Source organism: Microbulbifer sp. YPW1 (assembly GCF_013367775.1).
Classification (GTDB): domain Bacteria; phylum Pseudomonadota; class Gammaproteobacteria; order Pseudomonadales; family Cellvibrionaceae; genus Microbulbifer.
In genome coordinates this window covers 59,617-76,151 of the sequence record NZ_CP055157.1, presented here as the reverse complement: position 1 = coordinate 76,151, position 16,535 = coordinate 59,617, and the positions used below count along the sequence as shown (strand labels likewise).

17 protein-coding genes are annotated in these 16,535 nt (G+C 59.4%); 6 read left to right on the top strand and 11 right to left on the bottom strand.

Features of this window, described 5'->3' with window-relative positions:
• Nucleotides 1-35 precede the first annotated feature (35 nt).
• From HUW35_RS00390 to recQ, 4 genes are all read right to left on the bottom strand, one after another.
• Nucleotides 36-1,388, bottom strand: a complete 1,353-nt coding sequence (locus tag HUW35_RS00390) for a serine hydrolase (protein ID WP_181253769.1) — start codon at nucleotides 1,386-1,388, stop codon at nucleotides 36-38.
• 203 nt (nucleotides 1,389-1,591) lie between these two features.
• Nucleotides 1,592-3,088 carry a CoA-acylating methylmalonate-semialdehyde dehydrogenase gene (locus HUW35_RS00385; RefSeq protein ID WP_181253768.1) on the bottom strand — a complete coding sequence of 499 codons (1,497 nt, stop codon included), beginning with the start codon at nucleotides 3,086-3,088 and terminating at the stop codon, nucleotides 1,592-1,594.
• Between the two features lie 77 nt (nucleotides 3,089-3,165).
• Entirely contained in the window at nucleotides 3,166-4,500 is a 1,335-nt protein-coding gene (locus HUW35_RS00380) for an aspartate aminotransferase family protein (RefSeq protein ID WP_181253767.1), read from the bottom strand.
• Between the two features lie 201 nt (nucleotides 4,501-4,701).
• On the bottom strand, nucleotides 4,702-6,582 hold the full coding sequence (gene recQ, locus HUW35_RS00375; protein ID WP_181253766.1) for a DNA helicase RecQ: 1,881 nt from the start codon (nucleotides 6,580-6,582) through the stop codon (nucleotides 4,702-4,704).
• Nucleotides 6,583-6,724: 142 nt separating this feature from the next.
• Here recQ and HUW35_RS00370 point away from each other — a divergent pair, with 142 nt between their 5' ends.
• A complete protein-coding gene (locus tag HUW35_RS00370) occupies nucleotides 6,725-7,189 on the top strand; it encodes a hypothetical protein (protein WP_181253765.1) in 465 nt (154 codons plus the stop codon).
• A gap of 24 nt (nucleotides 7,190-7,213) precedes the next feature.
• On the opposite strand, the gene HUW35_RS00365 is transcribed toward HUW35_RS00370, so the two are convergent.
• Nucleotides 7,214-7,981 (bottom strand): glutaminyl-peptide cyclotransferase, encoded by a 768-nt coding sequence (locus tag HUW35_RS00365; RefSeq protein ID WP_181253764.1) that lies wholly within the window; start codon nucleotides 7,979-7,981, stop codon nucleotides 7,214-7,216.
• A gap of 52 nt (nucleotides 7,982-8,033) precedes the next feature.
• Between HUW35_RS00365 and HUW35_RS00360 the strand changes: the two genes are divergently transcribed.
• Nucleotides 8,034-8,648: a DUF502 domain-containing protein gene (locus HUW35_RS00360; RefSeq protein ID WP_181253763.1), complete on the top strand. Its 615-nt coding sequence runs from the start codon at nucleotides 8,034-8,036 to the stop codon at nucleotides 8,646-8,648.
• Between the two features lie 35 nt (nucleotides 8,649-8,683).
• Here HUW35_RS00360 and mnmC read toward each other — a convergent pair whose 3' ends face one another.
• The 4 genes from mnmC to HUW35_RS00340 all read right to left on the bottom strand — a co-directional run bounded on the left by mnmC (nucleotide 8,684) and on the right by HUW35_RS00340 (nucleotide 12,491).
• On the bottom strand, nucleotides 8,684-10,717 hold the full coding sequence (gene mnmC / locus HUW35_RS00355) for a bifunctional tRNA (5-methylaminomethyl-2-thiouridine)(34)-methyltransferase MnmD/FAD-dependent 5-carboxymethylaminomethyl-2-thiouridine(34) oxidoreductase MnmC (protein WP_181253762.1): 2,034 nt from the start codon (nucleotides 10,715-10,717) through the stop codon (nucleotides 8,684-8,686).
• 9 nt (nucleotides 10,718-10,726) lie between these two features.
• Nucleotides 10,727-11,248: a flavodoxin FldB gene (gene fldB, locus HUW35_RS00350; protein WP_181253761.1), complete on the bottom strand. Its 522-nt coding sequence runs from the start codon at nucleotides 11,246-11,248 to the stop codon at nucleotides 10,727-10,729.
• 18 nt (nucleotides 11,249-11,266) lie between these two features.
• Nucleotides 11,267-11,734: a tRNA (uridine(34)/cytosine(34)/5-carboxymethylaminomethyluridine(34)-2'-O)-methyltransferase TrmL gene (gene trmL / locus HUW35_RS00345; protein WP_181253760.1), complete on the bottom strand. Its 468-nt coding sequence runs from the start codon at nucleotides 11,732-11,734 to the stop codon at nucleotides 11,267-11,269.
• Nucleotides 11,735-11,960: 226 nt separating this feature from the next.
• Nucleotides 11,961-12,491 carry a glycine cleavage system protein R gene (locus HUW35_RS00340; RefSeq protein WP_181253759.1) on the bottom strand — a complete coding sequence of 177 codons (531 nt, stop codon included), beginning with the start codon at nucleotides 12,489-12,491 and terminating at the stop codon, nucleotides 11,961-11,963.
• Nucleotides 12,492-12,698: 207 nt separating this feature from the next.
• Here HUW35_RS00340 and HUW35_RS00335 point away from each other — a divergent pair, with 207 nt between their 5' ends.
• From HUW35_RS00335 to HUW35_RS00325, 3 genes are all read left to right on the top strand, one after another.
• Nucleotides 12,699-13,505, top strand: coding sequence for a class I SAM-dependent methyltransferase (locus HUW35_RS00335; RefSeq protein ID WP_181253758.1), 807 nt, complete (start codon nucleotides 12,699-12,701; stop codon nucleotides 13,503-13,505).
• 154 nt (nucleotides 13,506-13,659) lie between these two features.
• Nucleotides 13,660-13,890, top strand: a complete 231-nt coding sequence (locus HUW35_RS00330; RefSeq protein WP_181253757.1) for a YheU family protein — start codon at nucleotides 13,660-13,662, stop codon at nucleotides 13,888-13,890.
• Nucleotides 13,890-14,546, top strand: a complete 657-nt coding sequence (locus HUW35_RS00325) for an alpha/beta family hydrolase (protein ID WP_181253756.1) — start codon at nucleotides 13,890-13,892, stop codon at nucleotides 14,544-14,546. The genes HUW35_RS00330 and HUW35_RS00325 overlap by 1 nt, the downstream gene beginning before the upstream one ends.
• Here HUW35_RS00325 and HUW35_RS00320 read toward each other — a convergent pair.
• On the bottom strand, nucleotides 14,524-14,808 hold the full coding sequence (locus tag HUW35_RS00320; protein WP_181253755.1) for an antibiotic biosynthesis monooxygenase: 285 nt from the start codon (nucleotides 14,806-14,808) through the stop codon (nucleotides 14,524-14,526). The two genes, HUW35_RS00325 and HUW35_RS00320, sit on opposite strands and share 23 nt — an antisense overlap.
• Nucleotides 14,809-15,001: 193 nt before the next feature.
• Here HUW35_RS00320 and tusA point away from each other — a divergent pair, with 193 nt between their 5' ends.
• Entirely contained in the window at nucleotides 15,002-15,235 is a 234-nt protein-coding gene (gene tusA / locus HUW35_RS00315) for a sulfurtransferase TusA (RefSeq protein WP_181253754.1), read from the top strand.
• Between the two features lie 82 nt (nucleotides 15,236-15,317).
• Here tusA and HUW35_RS00310 read toward each other — a convergent pair whose 3' ends face one another.
• Nucleotides 15,318-16,004, bottom strand: coding sequence for a hypothetical protein (locus HUW35_RS00310; protein WP_181253753.1), 687 nt, complete (start codon nucleotides 16,002-16,004; stop codon nucleotides 15,318-15,320).
• Nucleotides 16,005-16,535 lie beyond the last annotated feature (531 nt).

Below are 16,535 nucleotides of genomic sequence, written 5' to 3'. Positions count from 1 at the left end.
TTTCCTGCTAGCTGTAACAGAGATGCCAATGTTTCTCAGGGCAGGAGCTGTGCGAAATTTCTGCCGGTGGGGTAGTCTCCCGAGCTCCAGCCAAGGCGGACAATCACCGTATCGGTCGAAGGCGAGATCATTACCGCCTGCTTGCGGTTGCCCAGCATAAAGTAGCTGTCTTGCGGTAGTTCGGGATAGCGCAGGGATTCCCCTGCATCATTCAGCCAGAACTGGTAGCCATAGCCAGAATCGTTACTGCTGCCGTTAGGGCTGCTAGCAGCGGTTACCCATCCCTCCGGGAGCAGCTGCTCGCTGTTCCACTTTCCATCCTGCAGCATCAGTAGACCCAGCCGGGCCCAGTCGCGCGCCGAGGCGTAAATGTAGGAGCTGCCCACAAATACACCGCTGGCATCTACCTCAAATGTGGTGTGTTGCATTCCCAGCGGGGCCAGGATTTGCTGGCGGAAAAAGTCCACATTGGACTGCGGGTTCCCTCCGAGCTGTTCATAGATCCAGCGAGCCAGCAGGTTGGTGGTGCCCGAGGAATAGGAAAAATGGGTGCCGGGGGAATGCGCGAGCTGGCTCTGCAATGCAATTTCCGAGGCGCTGTGTGCATTGAACAGCATACGGGTGGCGTCGCTACCCGGTGCATAGGTTTCGTCAAAATCCAGCCCCGATGACATCTGCAGCAGGTTCTCCAGGCTCACCTGCTGGCGTTCGTCGCGCCACTGGGGAAACAGCGGCGTAGTGATTTCCAGTTCTGGCTGCAGTGCCTGTAGTCGGCCCAGCATCATTGCCGTAAGGCTCTTGCCCATGGACCAGCCCAGCAGGGGCGTTTGCGGGGTTACCTGCGCACCGTAGGACTCGGCCACCAGCTGTCCGTTTTGCACAACCACCAGTGCGCGGGTGTTGAGGCCTGCCCGATTGTCTTCCGCGAGGATACTGTCGAGGGTGCGCTGTAGTGCGGGGTCGATATGGGCAGGGTTTTCCCCGGTCGGCCAGTCCCCGGCTGTGCTGGCAAGCGGCGCTGCTACTACCTGGTCGAGTGCGCGGGTATCGCCGACATCCAGTGTACAGCCGAGTCCGGGGCGGAAGGTGGCGGTAGTCTCGCCCAGTCCAAACAGTGTGGCCGTCACGCGCTTGCCCTGGTTGTCATAGTGCAGGTCCAGCAACTGATTTGCCGGGGAGTAGGAGGCGAGATCATCGAGGTTGCGCGCCTCGCTGAAGCCGGAAACAAAGTACCCGGAGCAGGCGAGCTTTGCCCCCATACCGGTGGCCACCCTGACCGCGCTGCCCAGCTGGGTGATGGAAAAACCGAGCAGGCTCGGTGCCAGCAGGGCCAGCAGAAGGAGCAGGCCGGCGAAGCCCGCAAGCAAGGTCAGGATGGTCTTTTTCATGAATTGGCGGCCCAATTGATCAGTAGCCTCGGATTTTAACAATCTGTTCCGAACTCCCGGCAGGTTATCGGAGGTCAAAGGTGAGGAGAGATGGGAGGAGAGATGAGAGGAGCGAGCGAAAGCGGGAAGGTGACCGGCAATAAAAAAGCCGGTGCCCGCGGTAACGCGGACACCGGCTTTTCGATCAGGCTAGATCGGCGTGCTTAGCCGTTGCTCGGGAAGGTGAACTGGGCACCCTCGCGCACACCGCTGGCGGGCCAGCGCTGGGTAATGGTCTTGCGCTTGCTGTAGAAACGCACCGCATCCGGGCCGTATGCGTGCAGGTCGCCAAACAGGGACTGCTTCCAGCCGCCGAAGCTGTGATAGGCCACCGGTACCGGCAGCGGCACGTTGACGCCTACCATGCCCACCAGAATATTGTCGGCAAAGTAGCGTGCTGCTTCACCGTCGCGGGTAAAAATGCAGGTGCCGTTGCCGTACTCGTGGGCATTGATGATATCCATGGCTTCCTGCATGGTATCTACGCGCATGACGCACAGCACCGGACCGAAAATTTCGTCCTGGTGAATAACCATGCCTTCCTTGACCCGGTCAAACAGGCTGGCGCCCAGGTAGTTGCCGTTTTCAAAGCCGGGTACTTTCAGGCCGCGGCCATCTACCACCAGTTCCGCGCCTTCCTCGACGCCCTTGGCGATATAGCCTTCGATCTTTTCCAGCTGTACACGGGTCACTACCGGACCCATGTCGTTGTTGTTGTCCATGCCGTCGCCAACCTTCAGGTTCGCGATCTGTGCCTTCAGCTTTTCGATCAGCGCGTCGGCGGTGGCATCGCCCACTGCAACCGCCACGGAGATTGCCATGCAGCGCTCACCGCAGGAGCCGTAGGCTGCACCCATCAGGGCGCTGACGGCATTGTCGAGATCTGCATCCGGCATCACGATGGCGTGGTTCTTGGCACCGCCAAACGCCTGTACCCGCTTGCCGTTGCTGCAGCCGGTTTCGTAAACGTATTTGGCGATGGGGGTGGAGCCCACAAAGCTGACTGCGTGCACACGCTTGTCGCTCAACAGGGTGTCGACCGCTTCCTTATCGCCGTTGACCACGTTCAGAACGCCAGCGGGCAGGCCCGCTTCCAGTGCCAGCTGAGCAATCAGCAGGGCGGAGCTCGGGTCGCGCTCGGAAGGTTTGAGGATAAAGGTGTTGCCGCAGGCAACCGCCATCGGCCACATCCACAGGGGTACCATCGCCGGGAAATTGAACGGCGTGATACCGGCGCAGACGCCCAGCGGCTGGAACTCACTCCAGGAATCGATGGCCGGGCCGACGTTCTTGCTGTGTTCACCTTTCAGCAATTCCGGTACGCCGCAGGCGTACTCGACGTTCTCAATACCGCGCTGGAGTTCACCCAGGGCATCATTCAGTACCTTGCCGTGTTCGCGGGTAATCAGCTCGCAGATTTTGTCCGCGTTCTGCTCCAGCAGGTCTTTGAAGCGGAACATGATGCGCGCGCGTTTGATCGGCGGCGTGTTGCGCCACTCCGGGTACGCTGCCTGGGCGACAGCGATCGCCTCTTCGACGGTGGCCTTGCTGGCCAGCGCAACTCGTCCTTCCACTTCGTTGGTAGATGGATTAACGATGTCCTGGTAGCGGTCGTCGCCGGTGTGCATTTCGCCGTTGATCATATGGCCGACGGTATTCATGATTTCTCTCCCGTGGGATTGCTCCCAATTCGAATTCAATTCTCGGCAGCGGCGTTGCCGCTGCTCTGCTATTGCGCTTACTGGATTTCCTGAAGAATATCCCGCAGGGTCTCGGCGATCTCGGTGATCTGATTGCGCTCGATAATAAAGGGCGGTGCAACGGCGATGGTGTCACCGGTCCAGCGCAGCAAGATACCGCGGCGGTAGGCTTCCAGAACCACTTCCATAGCGCGCTTGCCCGGTTCACCTTCGCGGGGTTGCAACTGAATAGCGCCGGCAAGTCCGTAGTTGCGGATATCCACAACGTGGGATGCGCTGTTCAGGCTGTGCAGCGCTTCTTCAAAGTAGGGTGCCATTTCTTTGACGCGGTCAAACAGCTTTTCACTTTCATAAATATCCAGTGTCGCCATGGCCGCGGCACAGGCTACCGGATGTGCGGAATAGGTATAGCCGTGTGCCAGTTCCGGAATGTGTTCCGGGCCCTGCATAAAGGTATCGTAGATGGCGTCGCTGGCGAATACCGCGCCCATGGGAATGGCGCCGTTGGTGATGCCTTTCGCGGTGGTAATGATATCCGGCTGTACGTCGAATTCCTGCGCGGCAAATGCGGAGCCGGTGCGGCCGAAGCCGGTAATGACTTCGTCAAAAATCAGCAGGATGTCGTGCGCGGAACAGAGTTCGCGCAGCTTTTTCAGATAGCCCTTGGGCGGGAGAATCACACCAGCGGAACCGGCGAAAGGCTCCACCATGACCGCGGCAATATTTTCCGCTCCCTGCAGATTGATGATATCCAGCAGGCGATTGGCCATGAGCTCGCCACCGTTTTCCGGCAGGCCGCGGGAAAAGGTGTTTTCCGGCAGCAAGGTATGCGGCAGGTGGTCTACATCCAGTGCCGGGCCAAAGGTCTTGCGGTTGCCGACCATGCCGCCCACGGAGATACCGCCGAAGTTGACCCCGTGGTACCCCTGCGCGCGGCCTACCAGGCGGATTTTCTCCGGGCGCCCCTTGGCTCGCCAGTAGGCGCGGGCGATCTTGAGCGCGGTGTCGGCAGCTTCAGAACCGGAGTTGCAGAAAAATACCCGGTTCAGGTCACCCGGGGCCATATCCGCCAGCCGCTTCGCCAGTTTGAAGGCGGTGGGGTGGCCGAACTGGAACGCGGGGGAGTAGTCCAGGCTGGTGAGCTGGCCGGCAACGGCGTCGGCAATTTCCCGGCGGCCGTGTCCCAGGTTGCTACACCAGAGGCCGGAGAAGGCATCCAGCACCGAACGACCGTCGGCGGTCGTGTAGTGCATACCCTCCGCGGCTACAAACAGGCGCGGGTCGGATTTGAAATGGCGGTTGCCGGTAAATGGCATCCAGTGGGCTTCGAGCTCTTCGGGGCTCAGGCCGGCGAGGCTGTCTAGATCAGCCATGGTTCACCTCGTGACTTCAACGGTGTTTATTGTGGATTAGTTGTTGCGGATCAAATGAGATGAAGTGAGTTTAGGGGTGATCAATAAACTTTACAATAGTTGAGTGAAGCTTCGGTTACTTGGGTTTTACTGGTCTTATTGGCGGAATTTTGTGCGATATGACCGGGTATTCGGGTCGGGCTCGGCTTGTTGTTAATTATATTAACCGTTTGTGTGCGCGCCGGAATCACCCTCGAATTCCTGCAGCAGCGCGAGAAACGGCTCGCCAAAACGCGCCAGTTTGCTGTCGCCAATGCCGGATATTGCCAGCATCTCGGCTTCATTGCGCGGTCGTGCGGACAGCATTTCCCGCAGGGTTGCATCGTGGAACACGACATAGGGCGGCACACCGCGCTCCTCGGCGAGGGATTTGCGCAGGGCGCGCAGCGCATCCCACAGGGGGATATCCTCGTCGGCGATTTCCACCGGGGCGCGGGAACGGGACTCCCCCGTGCCTTTGGCCGTTTTTGCCGGCGTCTTGGGCAGCGTCCGCAGTTGCAGGTTTTCCTCGCCGCGCAGTACTGGCCGGCACTGTTCGGTGAGCTGCAGCGCATTGAAGGCTTCGGGGTTCACCTGTAGATAGCCGCGTACCACCAGCTGTCGGGTGACTGCGCGCCATTCATTGCCACTGAGGTCCGCGCCGATACCGTAGGTCGACAATTGAGAATGTTGAAACTGGCGAATCTTTTCCGTGTCTGCGCCGCGCAGCACGTCAATCACATGGGCGGCGCCAAAGCGCTGGCCGGTGCGGTAGATGCAAGACATCAGTTTGCGTGCGGCATCGCTGGCGTCCCAGGTGGCGGGAGGCTCGAGGCAGGTATCGCAGTTGCCACAGTCCGCGGAGAGTTCTTCATTGAAGTAGCGCAGCAGTGCCTTGCGACGACAGCTGGTGATCTCACACAGGCCGAGCATGGCATCCAGCCGCTGCCGCTCCTGGCGCTTGTGCTCCTCGCTGCCCTCGGAGGTGGCGGCCATCTGGCTGAGCTTGACCACATCTTCCAGGCCGTAGAGCAATAGCGCGGTTGCAGGTTCTCCGTCGCGCCCGGCGCGACCGGTCTCCTGGTAATAGGCCTCGATACTTTTCGGGAGGTCCAGATGGGCCACGAAGCGTACATCGGGCTTGTCGATGCCCATGCCAAAGGCAATGGTGGCAACCACAATGACGCCCTCTTCACGCAGGAACCGGCGCTGGTGCTCTGCGCGCATGTTGGCGGAGAGCCCCGCGTGATAGGGCAGGGCGTTGAAACCCTGCTGTTGCAGCCACTGCGCGGTGGATTCCACCTTGTTGCGGGAAAGACAGTAAATCACCCCGGCATTGCCCTGCTGTTCCGAAGTCAGGAACTGCAGCAGTTGTCGCTTGGGGTTGTTCTTGGGGGCAATGCGGTACTGGATATTCGGGCGGTCGAAGCTGCTTACAAAGTGTCGGGCTTCGGCCAGGTCCAGACGCTGGGCGATTTCACGGCGCGTGCGCTGGTCCGCGGTCGCTGTCAGGGCAACTCGCGGCACCTGCGGAAAGCGCTGGTGCAGGCAGGAGAGTTGCAGGTAGTCGGCGCGGAAGTCGTGCCCCCACTGGCTGACACAGTGGGCCTCGTCGATGGCGAACAGGGCGATCGACGCGCGCTCCAGCAGATCCAGTGTGCGGGGTTGCAGCAGCCGTTCCGGGGCGAGGTAAAGAAGCTCCAGATCGCCGCGCATCAGCTGGTCTTCAATGTCCTGGGCTTCCCGGAAGTCCAGTGATGAGTTCAGGAAGGCCGCAGATACCCCTGCGGCGCGCAGGGCTTCCACCTGGTCCTGCATCAGGGCAATGAGAGGGGAGATCACGATACCGCATCCCGGGCGCGCCAGGGCGGGTATCTGGTAACACAGGGATTTGCCGCCGCCGGTGGGCATCAAAACCAGCGCATCCCCGCCATTTACCAGAGTGTCGATAATGGCCTGCTGGTCACCGCGAAATCCGGTGTAGCCGAAGGTGTGTTCGAGAATGTAGTGGGGGCTGCGGTCGTTCGGGGTACTGGCGACCGGGGATGCGGTTGTGTCTGTCATGGGCGGCAGTATACCCCCCGTGGCTCGCCAGCGGCGAACTGGTACGGGCAATCTGCTGTCCAATTCTTGGCGTATGATTCCTTATAAAGTCGTGACGATGATCTATAATCCCACCACCGCAGACATAGACAGGGATAAAGCTATGTGCGTAAAGACAATGAAGTCTGTGCTGATCTTCAATACGCTGCTATCCGGTGTATTGCTCTTGCTTGCGGGTTGCACTTCCCAAGCGCCAGAACCCATCAATCCCCGCAACCTCGCCCAGTCCGCCGTAGCGGACACCCACCTGGGGTGGAAGCCGGCGCCTGCCAACCAGCTCAATTATTCCCTCGCTACTTCCAGCGGCATCGCGCGTATGGAAATGCGGGAGTTGCCCGTCGATTTACAGGCAGTGACCATCGAGTTACCGGGTATGCGCAATATCGAGGGCATCCAGTGGCGTGGTACTGGCGGTGACAATGCGATGCTGTTCGATGGTGTGGAGGGCATGGACGGGGTGACGGTCGAGCGCCAGCACCGGGGCTACCTGCTGCAGGTTCGTGGGCGCGCCCTGCAGTCCATTCGCAGCGGCGGTTTTCTAACAGTGATCGATTACTATCGGAACTAGTGTGAATCACAGTGGGGCGGGGCGCTAAAACCCCAACCCCTCGGGGCGGATCAGGTAGAGTTTCGGCCAGAATTTCCCGGTAACCCAGAGTCCGTTACGCGCCTCATCCCAGGCGATGCCATTGGCCACCGCATCCACATGCCGGCGCCCCTGCAGGCTGTCTCTGCGCAACTTTTCCAGGTCCAGTACCCCCTTCACCGTGCCACTCTCCGGATCGATGGCGATGATCCTCGGATCCTGCCAGATATTGGCCCAGATGAGTCCGTGCACATATTCCAGTTCGTTCAGGCGTGACCACTGCTCGCCACCACCTTTGACGGTCAACTGTCGGGTGACGGCGAAGGTGTCCGGGTCGCGAAAAGTCAGCGTGTCGCTGCCATTGCTCATGATCAGCTGCTGCCCGTCGCTGGTGAGTCCCCAGCCTTCTCCCCGGTAGCTCAACACCTTTTCCAGGGAGAAAGCTTTGCGGTGGTAGATCTGGACCTCGCCCGCGCGATAGGTGAGCAGATACAGTTTGTCCCCCAGAACTGCGAGCCCTTCCGCAAAGCGGTCGCCCGCCAGCCATTTGCGCCTTACGGGATTGCCGCCGGGGTCGGTATACTCCGCGAGCCAGGAGCGGCCGTAGAGTCCGCTGCTTTCCAGCCAGCGTTCGCCGTCAAAATAGAGCCCTTGGGTAAAGTGGTCGGCGGGCCGGGCCTTGCTGTCCAACAGTTCGTACTCCACGGGGACTGTGGCACAGGCAGCACTGCAGGCCAGCAGTAGGGACAGGAAGGTGGTGATGGCAGTTTTCATGGCGGGTTAGCGGTATCCCTGTTCAACGCGAATAAGATCAGTGCAGTAATTTATGACCAGAATAAAAGCCTTTGTCACTCTGACATTACTCGGTGGCCTGGCAGTGGTGTTGCCCATCGTCATTTTTTTCATGCTGTTTCAGTGGCTGTTTGGCCAGATCAGCGAGATGGTGGCGCCGGCGACCCAGTGGATGCAGGCACATACACAATTCAAGGATAACTTTGCGCGCCTTGTGGTGATAGCACTGATCCTCGGCTTGTGTTTCCTGATCGGTCTGCTGGTGAAAACCAGTGTTGGCCGCTGGGCGCACCGGCATCTGGATTACTGGCTGGGCAAGCTGGCGCCGGGCTACACCACGATCAAGGATCTGGTGCTGCAGTTTATCGGCGGCGCTGGCAGTGAGGGGGTGTTGTCCGGACCGGTTGCCCGTGCGCGCATCCATGGAAAGGACAACCCGCTCTCGGTAACCGCAATTGTCACCTCCCAGCATGCCAACGGGGATTACACGGTGTATGTACCCACCGCGCCGGTACCGACCTCCGGCTTTGTTTACCACCTGCCACCGGATTGCGTTGAGATCCTTCCCCATGTGACGGTGGAAGCGGCGATGAAATCGATCGTGGCCTGTGGTTCCGGCAGCGGTCCGCTGTTGGCCGGGCCAGGCTGAAGGCCGGATTGTTCCTCAGCCGGTCTTCGGCAGGGTCAATCCGTTAGGGCCCGGTTCTTGCCCAGTGCGCGGATCGCAAAGCGCATTGGGTGCAGCGCCTTCACCAACTCTTCCGAAACCGGCATCACCTCTCCGGCAATCCATCCCGCAAGTACTTCCGCGGCCAGCGGCGCATAGGTGAATCCCCGCGAGCCCAGTCCTGCGAGTACGTACAGGTGTGGCTGATAGGGGGTGCGCCGGTCAATCCGTTGCTTGCGATTCTTGCGCAGCGCCTGATAGGTGCCTTCCAGCTGATCCCAATCCGCGACCGGGCCGGCCATGGGCAGGTAGTCCGGTGTAGCCGCACGCAAGGCGGCACGCCCCTCGAGAGATTGATCTTCGAACGACTGCGCGATCTCCGGGAGCAGGGAGGCCAGCGTGTGCAGGTTTTCCCGGTGTTCTTCTGCGCGAATCTCTGTATCGGTCTGCTTCAGTTTGAAAGTGGCCCCGAAGCTGTGGCGCGGGTTGCCATCGCGCGCCGCGGCGGGGGCGATATAGCCTTCGCCGCACAGGGCCAGTTTGAGCTTCCGTGATTCCTCGGTTGCTTGAGCAAAGGACACCTGGCCGCGTATGGGTTGGAGGGGCAGGGGCGCGGTCTGCGGGAAACGGCGATTGAAATTGGCAGTGCACAGGATCAGCGCATCAAATGAAACCGTTGTACTACTTCCCGGGACTGCCAGTTGCCATTGATCGGCGACATAGCGCGCGTCTTGTACCGATGTGTTGAAGCGGGTTTCAATATTCGGGTGTTGTAGCAGTGCAGAGCACACCTGCCTTGGTTGCAGCCAGCCCGCATTGGGGAAAAACAGTCCGGGCGTCTGTAGTGGTACGCCGGCCAGTTCACTGGCCTGTGCGGCTGATACCGGTTGCGCAAGTGCAGTGTCCCCATCCAGCGAGAGTTGCTCGACAATCTGTTGTTGTAGCTGCTGTTCTTTTTCCGTCTGTGCCAGTTGCAGCAGTCCGTCAAAGTGTACCGCCGCGGGACATACCGCCGGGTAAAAACGCTGGGCAAACTGCAGCGCAAGCAGGTTGAAGTCTCCGTTAGGCCCCGGCTTGGGGGAGAGCTTCGCATAGAGGATGCCCTGGTCATTACCGGAGGCGCCGCTGCCCGGGGCTTCCCCCTGTTCAAATACGGTAACGCGGATGTTCCGCTCCGCCAGCGCACGCGCGGCTGCGGCACCGGCGATGCCCGCGCCGATAATCGCAACGGTGTCTGGTGTTTTCTGCTTGATGGGAGGCAGGTGCCACGGCGTGGCAAGGTGTATGTGTGGATCGGCTACTGGCGAGGGGGTGAACTCGCCCCGCAGCATTTCCCGCTTGCGCCCAAACCCGGGCACTTTCTGCAGGGCAAAGCCCGCAGATTTCAGGCCGCGCTTGACGATGCCCGCGCAGGTAAAGGTTGCAAAGGTTGCATTTGCCGCGCTCAGCCTGGCCATCGCTTGAAACAGGTCTTCGCTCCACATGTCCGGATTTTTCGACGGGGCGAATCCATCCAGAAACCACGCGTCGACCAGGCTGTCCCGATCTGGATCGTCGAGCTGTAACTGTTCGAAGCCGCGGCTGGCTTCATCGATCACCAGTGTCAGGTAAACGCCCGCGGGAAAACGCAGCCGATGCACCCCGGGTGCCAGGTAGGAAGGGTACTGAGCGATCAGCTCGCGGCTCAGCTCGGCCAGTTCCGGCCACATCGCCAGGGCGCGGGCCAGGTCGCGAGGGTGCAGTGGGAATTTTTCTACGCTGATGAAATGCAGGCGGGCGTTTTCCGGGGCGCACTGCCGCCACAGTTGCCAGGCCGCGAGAAAGTTGAGCCCGGTACCAAAGCCGGTTTCGCCGATGGTAAAACAGGCGCCGGGCGACAGGCTGGCCCAGCGCTCTGGCAATCGGTTTTCGCCGAGAAATACGTGGCGCGTTTCCTCGAGGCCGGAGGCGGTGGAAAAGTAGATGTCGTCAAACGCACTGGAAACTGGCTGGCCGTTTTCGCGCCACTCCAGCTCGGCGTGATGAATCGATGACCGGTTCTGTTCAGGCATGGGCGCGGCTCACTGGAGCCCGAACTCGCGCATGATCTGTGCGCACCATTGGTCCAGGCGCTCGTCACTGCGGTCAAATTCGTTTTCTTCATCCAGGGCGAGGCCGACAAACTGGCTGCCATCTGGCGTCAGGCCTTTGGATTCCTCGAACTGGTAGCCGTCCGCGGGCCAGTAGCCCACCGCTTTGGCGCCAACCGCGACTACCTGTGCGTGCAGGTAGCCAAGGGCATCCTGATACCACTGTGGATAACCTTCCTGGTCGCCCAGGCCATACAGGGCGACGGTTTTTCCACTCAGGTTCAGTTGCGCCAGCTGGTCCCAGCAGTTTTCCCAGTCTTCCTGCAGTTCGCCGTAGTCCCAGGTGGGGATACCGAGGATCAGAAAATCGTAATCCTCCATCTGGGCGATATCGTCGTCGGCGACATTGTGCAGGTCTACCCATTCTTCCCCTAGGCGGTCGCGGATTTTCTCCGCCGCCATTTCGGTGTAACAGGTGCTGGATCCGTAGAAAAGTCCGATAGGTGCGCGCATAACGTATTGGGAGTTGATTCAGCCTTGGGCGTTGACATAGCCAAGCTGTCGCCAGGCCTCATAAATAACGATGGCCGCGGCATTGGAAAGATTGATGCTGCGGCTATTGGCGCACATGGGAATGCGCAAAGTGTGTTCCTGGCCCGTCCGGGCGAGAAATTCCGCGGGCAGCCCGCGGGTCTCGGGGCCAAAGACGATGGCGTCGTCGGCGCGGAATTCAATCTCCGAGTGCCTGCGACTGCCCTTGGTGGAAAGTGCCAGCACCCGCCTGGGCTGTTCCGTTTCCACAAATGCATCCCAGTCGCGGTGACGCACCACGCGGCTGTATTCCGCATAGTCCAGTCCCGCCCGGCGCAGGCGCTTGTCATCCATGGTGAACCCGAGGGGCTCAATCAGATGCAATTCGGCACCGGTATTGGCACATAGGCGGATGATATTGCCGGTATTGGGGGCAATTTCCGGCTGGTAGAGCACGATTTTGAACATAGTTGTGGTGACTGAGCCATAGAAGGCGAACACATTGGTTTGCCTGCATATGTTTGGGCGAAGGTGTCGATACCGGGTACTGCCTTGTGAGACCTTCTGCGAGAGGGACCTCGCAGAATAGCCCCCATGGATGGGTGCACGGTGTGTCTCACAAGGCAGTACCCGGTAGCGGCACCGCCTCTGAACTATCCGCGCCCAACCACTCGGCTCGGCAAATTGGCGGGGATTATAGCGCGGAGGAGGTTTCTTCGCAGTCGATCTCGACTCCCAGTTCGTCGGCGATCTCATCCAGCTCGTCGTGCAGGCCGTCGATACTGACATCTTCGGAGACACTGATGGTGCACTCGGCAGTAAACAGGGGCTCCCCACTCCAGGGAGTGCTGCCGTAGCGGGTATCCAGGGTTTCCACGTTGATCCGGCGGGCGGCCAGGGCGCGGGAGATTTCCTTGACGATCCCAGGGCGGTCGTTGCCCACCAGCTTGAGTTGCAGGGTCTGGCGGCCGTCGGAGGCCACCGCGAGGGCATCCTCGACCTGAAGCTTGAAGTCGCTACCGGCAAGACTTTGCAGGGCGTCCTTGAGACGAGCACTGTCTTCCGCCGCCACGCTGAGACGCAGGATACCGGCGAACTTGCCGGCAAAATGGGCCATGCGGCTGTCTTCCCAGTTGCCACCATTTTCCGCTACTGCGGCGGAGAGCATTTCCACCACACCGGGCTTGTCGTCGCTGATAATGGAGATGACGAGGTGCTGTTGCATGAGGGCTTCCTTACTGACGCTACTGAACCTGTTATAGGTCGGGGTGTGCTGAATTGTAGCCAGTGTGGTGCCCGCTGGGCAAAATTCTCGTTTATGGGATACGTGGAACCCAGATACCGTCGAGCTGTCTTTACAAGACGATTCTCGCGGTGTTGAATCAATGGTCGGAGAACATAATTCTAAGCAGTCTCTCATAAGGAGAAACCCATGAAATTGACCCATTGGCTGGCCGGTATGGCCTGCACTGTGGCCTTTGCCGGCGCGGTACAGGCGGATCCTCTAAAAAATGCCGTAGCGGACGAGCACCGCACCGAAGCCTACGCAGAGCGTGACCAGTATCGCCACCCTGCGGAAACCCTGGCATTTTTCCAGGTGCAGCCGGACATGACCGTGGTGGAAATCTGGCCGGGTGGCGGCTGGTATACCGAAATCCTTTCTCCCCTGCTGAAGGCTGAGGGCACCCTGTATGCGGCGCATTTCCCCAAGGAGACCGAGGTGGGCTATTTCAAGCGCTCCCGGGAAAACTTTGAAAAGTGGCTGAAGGAAGAGAAGGATATCTACGGCGGCATCAAGCTGACCGAATTTGCACCGGGCAGTGACAGTGAGATTGCGCCGGAAGGTTCTGCGGATGCGGTACTGACTTTCCGCAATGTGCACAACTGGATGCGCGGTGAAAAAGAACAGGCGGCGTTCGAGACTTTTTACAAGGCATTGAAGCCGGGCGGTGTGCTGGGGGTGGTGGAGCACCGGGCGAAGCCGGGAACCAGTCGCGAGGATATGATGAAGAGCGGTTACATGACCCAGGCCTACGTCATTGAACTCGCCAAGAATGCGGGCTTTGAGCTGGAGGAAGCCAGTGAGATCAACGCAAACCCGAAAGACACTGCGGATCACCCGAAGGGTGTCTGGACCCTGCCGCCGTCCCTGGCGCTCGGTGAAGAAGATCGGGAAAAGTACAAGGCGATCGGTGAAAGCGACCGCATGACCTTGCGGTTCCGCAAACCCAAGTCCTGATATTTTCGCCCGAGCGAAGTTAGAATGCCCCGGAATTCCCGGGGCATTTTTTTTTCGGGGGTTGAAAATTTATGCCCAGTGCTCGACTTTCGATTCGAGAGTTTGTGCTCTTTATACTAACGCTTAACCCGATAATTACTTGTTATAGGTCCCCATGATCATCCCTCATCGTCAAATAGATCCGGAAGCCCTGCAAAACCTGCTGGAAGAATACGCTACCCGCGATGGTACTGATTACGGTGAACGCGAGGTAAGCCTGGAGGACAAGGTGGCGAGCCTGCGCCGTCAGCTCGAAAACAAGACGGTGGTGATCTGGTTTGAGCCCGGCGAGGAATCGGTCAATCTGATTCTTGCGGAAGATATTCCCGCGGATGGTGACGTCTGATGGAGGCCTGCCAGGACTGGATTGTTGACAGCCCCGGGCAGAAGCCTGTCGCCTGGTTTCTGTTCGCCCACGGCGCCGGTGCACCGATGGACAGTGACTTTATGCAGGCACTGGCAACTATGCTGTCGGGGCAGGGCATAGGTGTGGTGCGCTTCGAGTTTCCGTATATGGCGGAGCGGCGAGAGTCCGGCAAGCGGCGTCCGCCGAACAAGATGGACGTATTGCTGGCGTCGTTTCAGGCACAGATCGACCGCGTGCGTGCGGAATTACCCGAGGCCCCGCTGTTTATCGGCGGCAAGTCCATGGGCGGGCGAGTGGCGAGTATGCTCGCCGAGGAAAACTTTGCGCAGGGAGAGGTTGCCGGCGTCGTGTGTCTCGGGTACCCGTTCCATCCAGTGGGGAAGCCGGAGAAATTACGAACCGAGCATCTGTTGTCTCTCGCCTGTCCCGCGCTCGTTGTGCAGGGCACGCGCGATAAACTGGGGGATGCAGATGAGGTGGCGGGGTACGGGTTGTCGTCGGCAATTCAGGTTCACTGGCTGGAGGATGGCGACCACGACTTCAAGCCGCGCAAGGCCAGCGGCTACAGCCAACAGCAACACTGGCGCACCGCCGCTGACCAGATAGCGGCGTTTATGCGCGCTCGAGAATCGTGATGCGCTCTTCGTGCGCGAGCATGGGGGCCAGTTGCGCCATCTGATCGCGGCGTTCTTCGCTGTTGTACCACTGCTGCCAGTGCAGCACGGACTTCCACTTGGACAGGGTGAAGCGGCGGCGACGGTTGTCCAGTTCGGTATAGGTGTGGCCGTCCACAAATCCGGTGGTCTGGTAGGCGTTGGTCAAGAGCCTGCGGGCGGCTTCCTCGTAGGTGGTCTCCAGATCTTCAGCAACTTCTCTTTCGATCAATACGTAAATCATTACTGCTTTCTCGCTTCTACTCGATCGCAATCGCGGGTGCTACCCGTGTCTGCAGTTTAGTCTTTCCGTGGTTGTTTGCGGTGGACCGAGCGCTTACCGGTGCCATTGCGGTGGCCGCATGGTCCACTTTAAAGATGACGAATCGTGACAAATCTCCGACAATGTCGACACTAAGAATCTCATGAAAGGTACTATGAAGTCACACCACACGCTCGACGCCCGCGGCCTGCTGTGCCCGGAACCCGTCATGATGCTCCACGCTGCGGTGCGAAAGGTAGCTGCGGGAGAGGTATTGCAGATGTTTGCCACAGACCCCTCGACCCAGCGGGATGTACCGAAATTCTGTCAGTTTCTCGGTTACGAACTGGTGAAGCACGCGGAGGAGAACGATGAGTTTGTGTACTGGATCCGCAAGGCGGATGCCTGATTAGTGTGTGATTTTCACGGGCTGGAATGTAACAAGGGCGACCACTGGTCGCCCTTGTTGTGTGTGATATTGAAGGAAATATTCAGGGCGAAGTGACAAGCGCCGCGATCGCAGCGAGGGCCTCCGGGTCCTCAGATTTGATCTTGTTGGCGATGTGGTGTTGGAAGAAGTAACGGAAACATTCCGACTCCTGTGCCGGGTACAGGCAATCGTCCCCGGGAAGAACCGGTGTGGTCTCGACACTATTGTGATCAATCAGCATGCCGTGGATCTCACCGCTGGCAAAAAGGCGCCAGCTCACCACTTCGGTAAGGGTCAGGTTCTCCTTGCCGGCATCCATAAATACCGCGTGGGTACCAATGGTGTCGGGGATCTCCTGGACAACCTCATCCGCCTGATTGCTTTCGTACTCGAAGTATTCCGCCGCAGTCTCCAGCTCGACGATTTTATGGATGGGGGGCTCGTGGAAAATTTCCTCGATACCCGGGTCGTAGTAGCCTTCGAACCGTCCATCCAGGGGATCCTGGATATCCGGGCAGGCCACAATTGAGTTCAACCAGGGAACCAGTCCGACAATCTCACCGTTGGCACGTAGGCCCCAGCATAGGATTTTCAGACTGTAGAGGTCAGTTCCACTCGAATTGTTGGAGTAGAGCATTTCCAAGCCATCCAGCTCCGGAGACAGACGGATAAACCGCAGATTCTCTGAAGTTTCGATTGGCTTGCCGGTGAAGAGGTCAACCACGTTGCTGGTACTGTGGTCGGTCATGGAGCACCTCCTTGCAGGGCCGGTAGTAGGGCGGGAAGGTCTTGTACTACTTATGAAGTGCAACCGGCGTAGGGATGCCGAGCGAGGGCCGGGCGGCCAATCGCCGAATCCAGACTCCGGGAGCGCCTTTTTGCCTCCCTGGGAAGCCGGTACCGCAACCGAAAACAACCACTCACAGCTCTCGGGACGATGGCGCTGAGCGGCAGCTGGTTTCCGGTATCCCTATGTTCAAAGGTATATTCTGATCCGCAGAAATACAACCAGCGGAATAGGGTTCTTTACCTGGAAGTTCCTCCTTATTGGTTGAGTTGGGTGAGATCGGCACAAACGGTGGCCACAGCCTGTCGCAACCGGCGTCGGGGCTGGCCTTGATCCCCCCGCGCCCGCTGTTATAGTCCGCGCCAGCCGGGCACTGGTGGCAAGTATCGCCTCCGAGTGCCAAACCCCGTTGCAGGAGCCTGTGGTGTCAGATACAGCGCCGATCACAGTTCAAGAAGAGCAAGTTCCGTACCATCTTGCTCGCGTCCACGT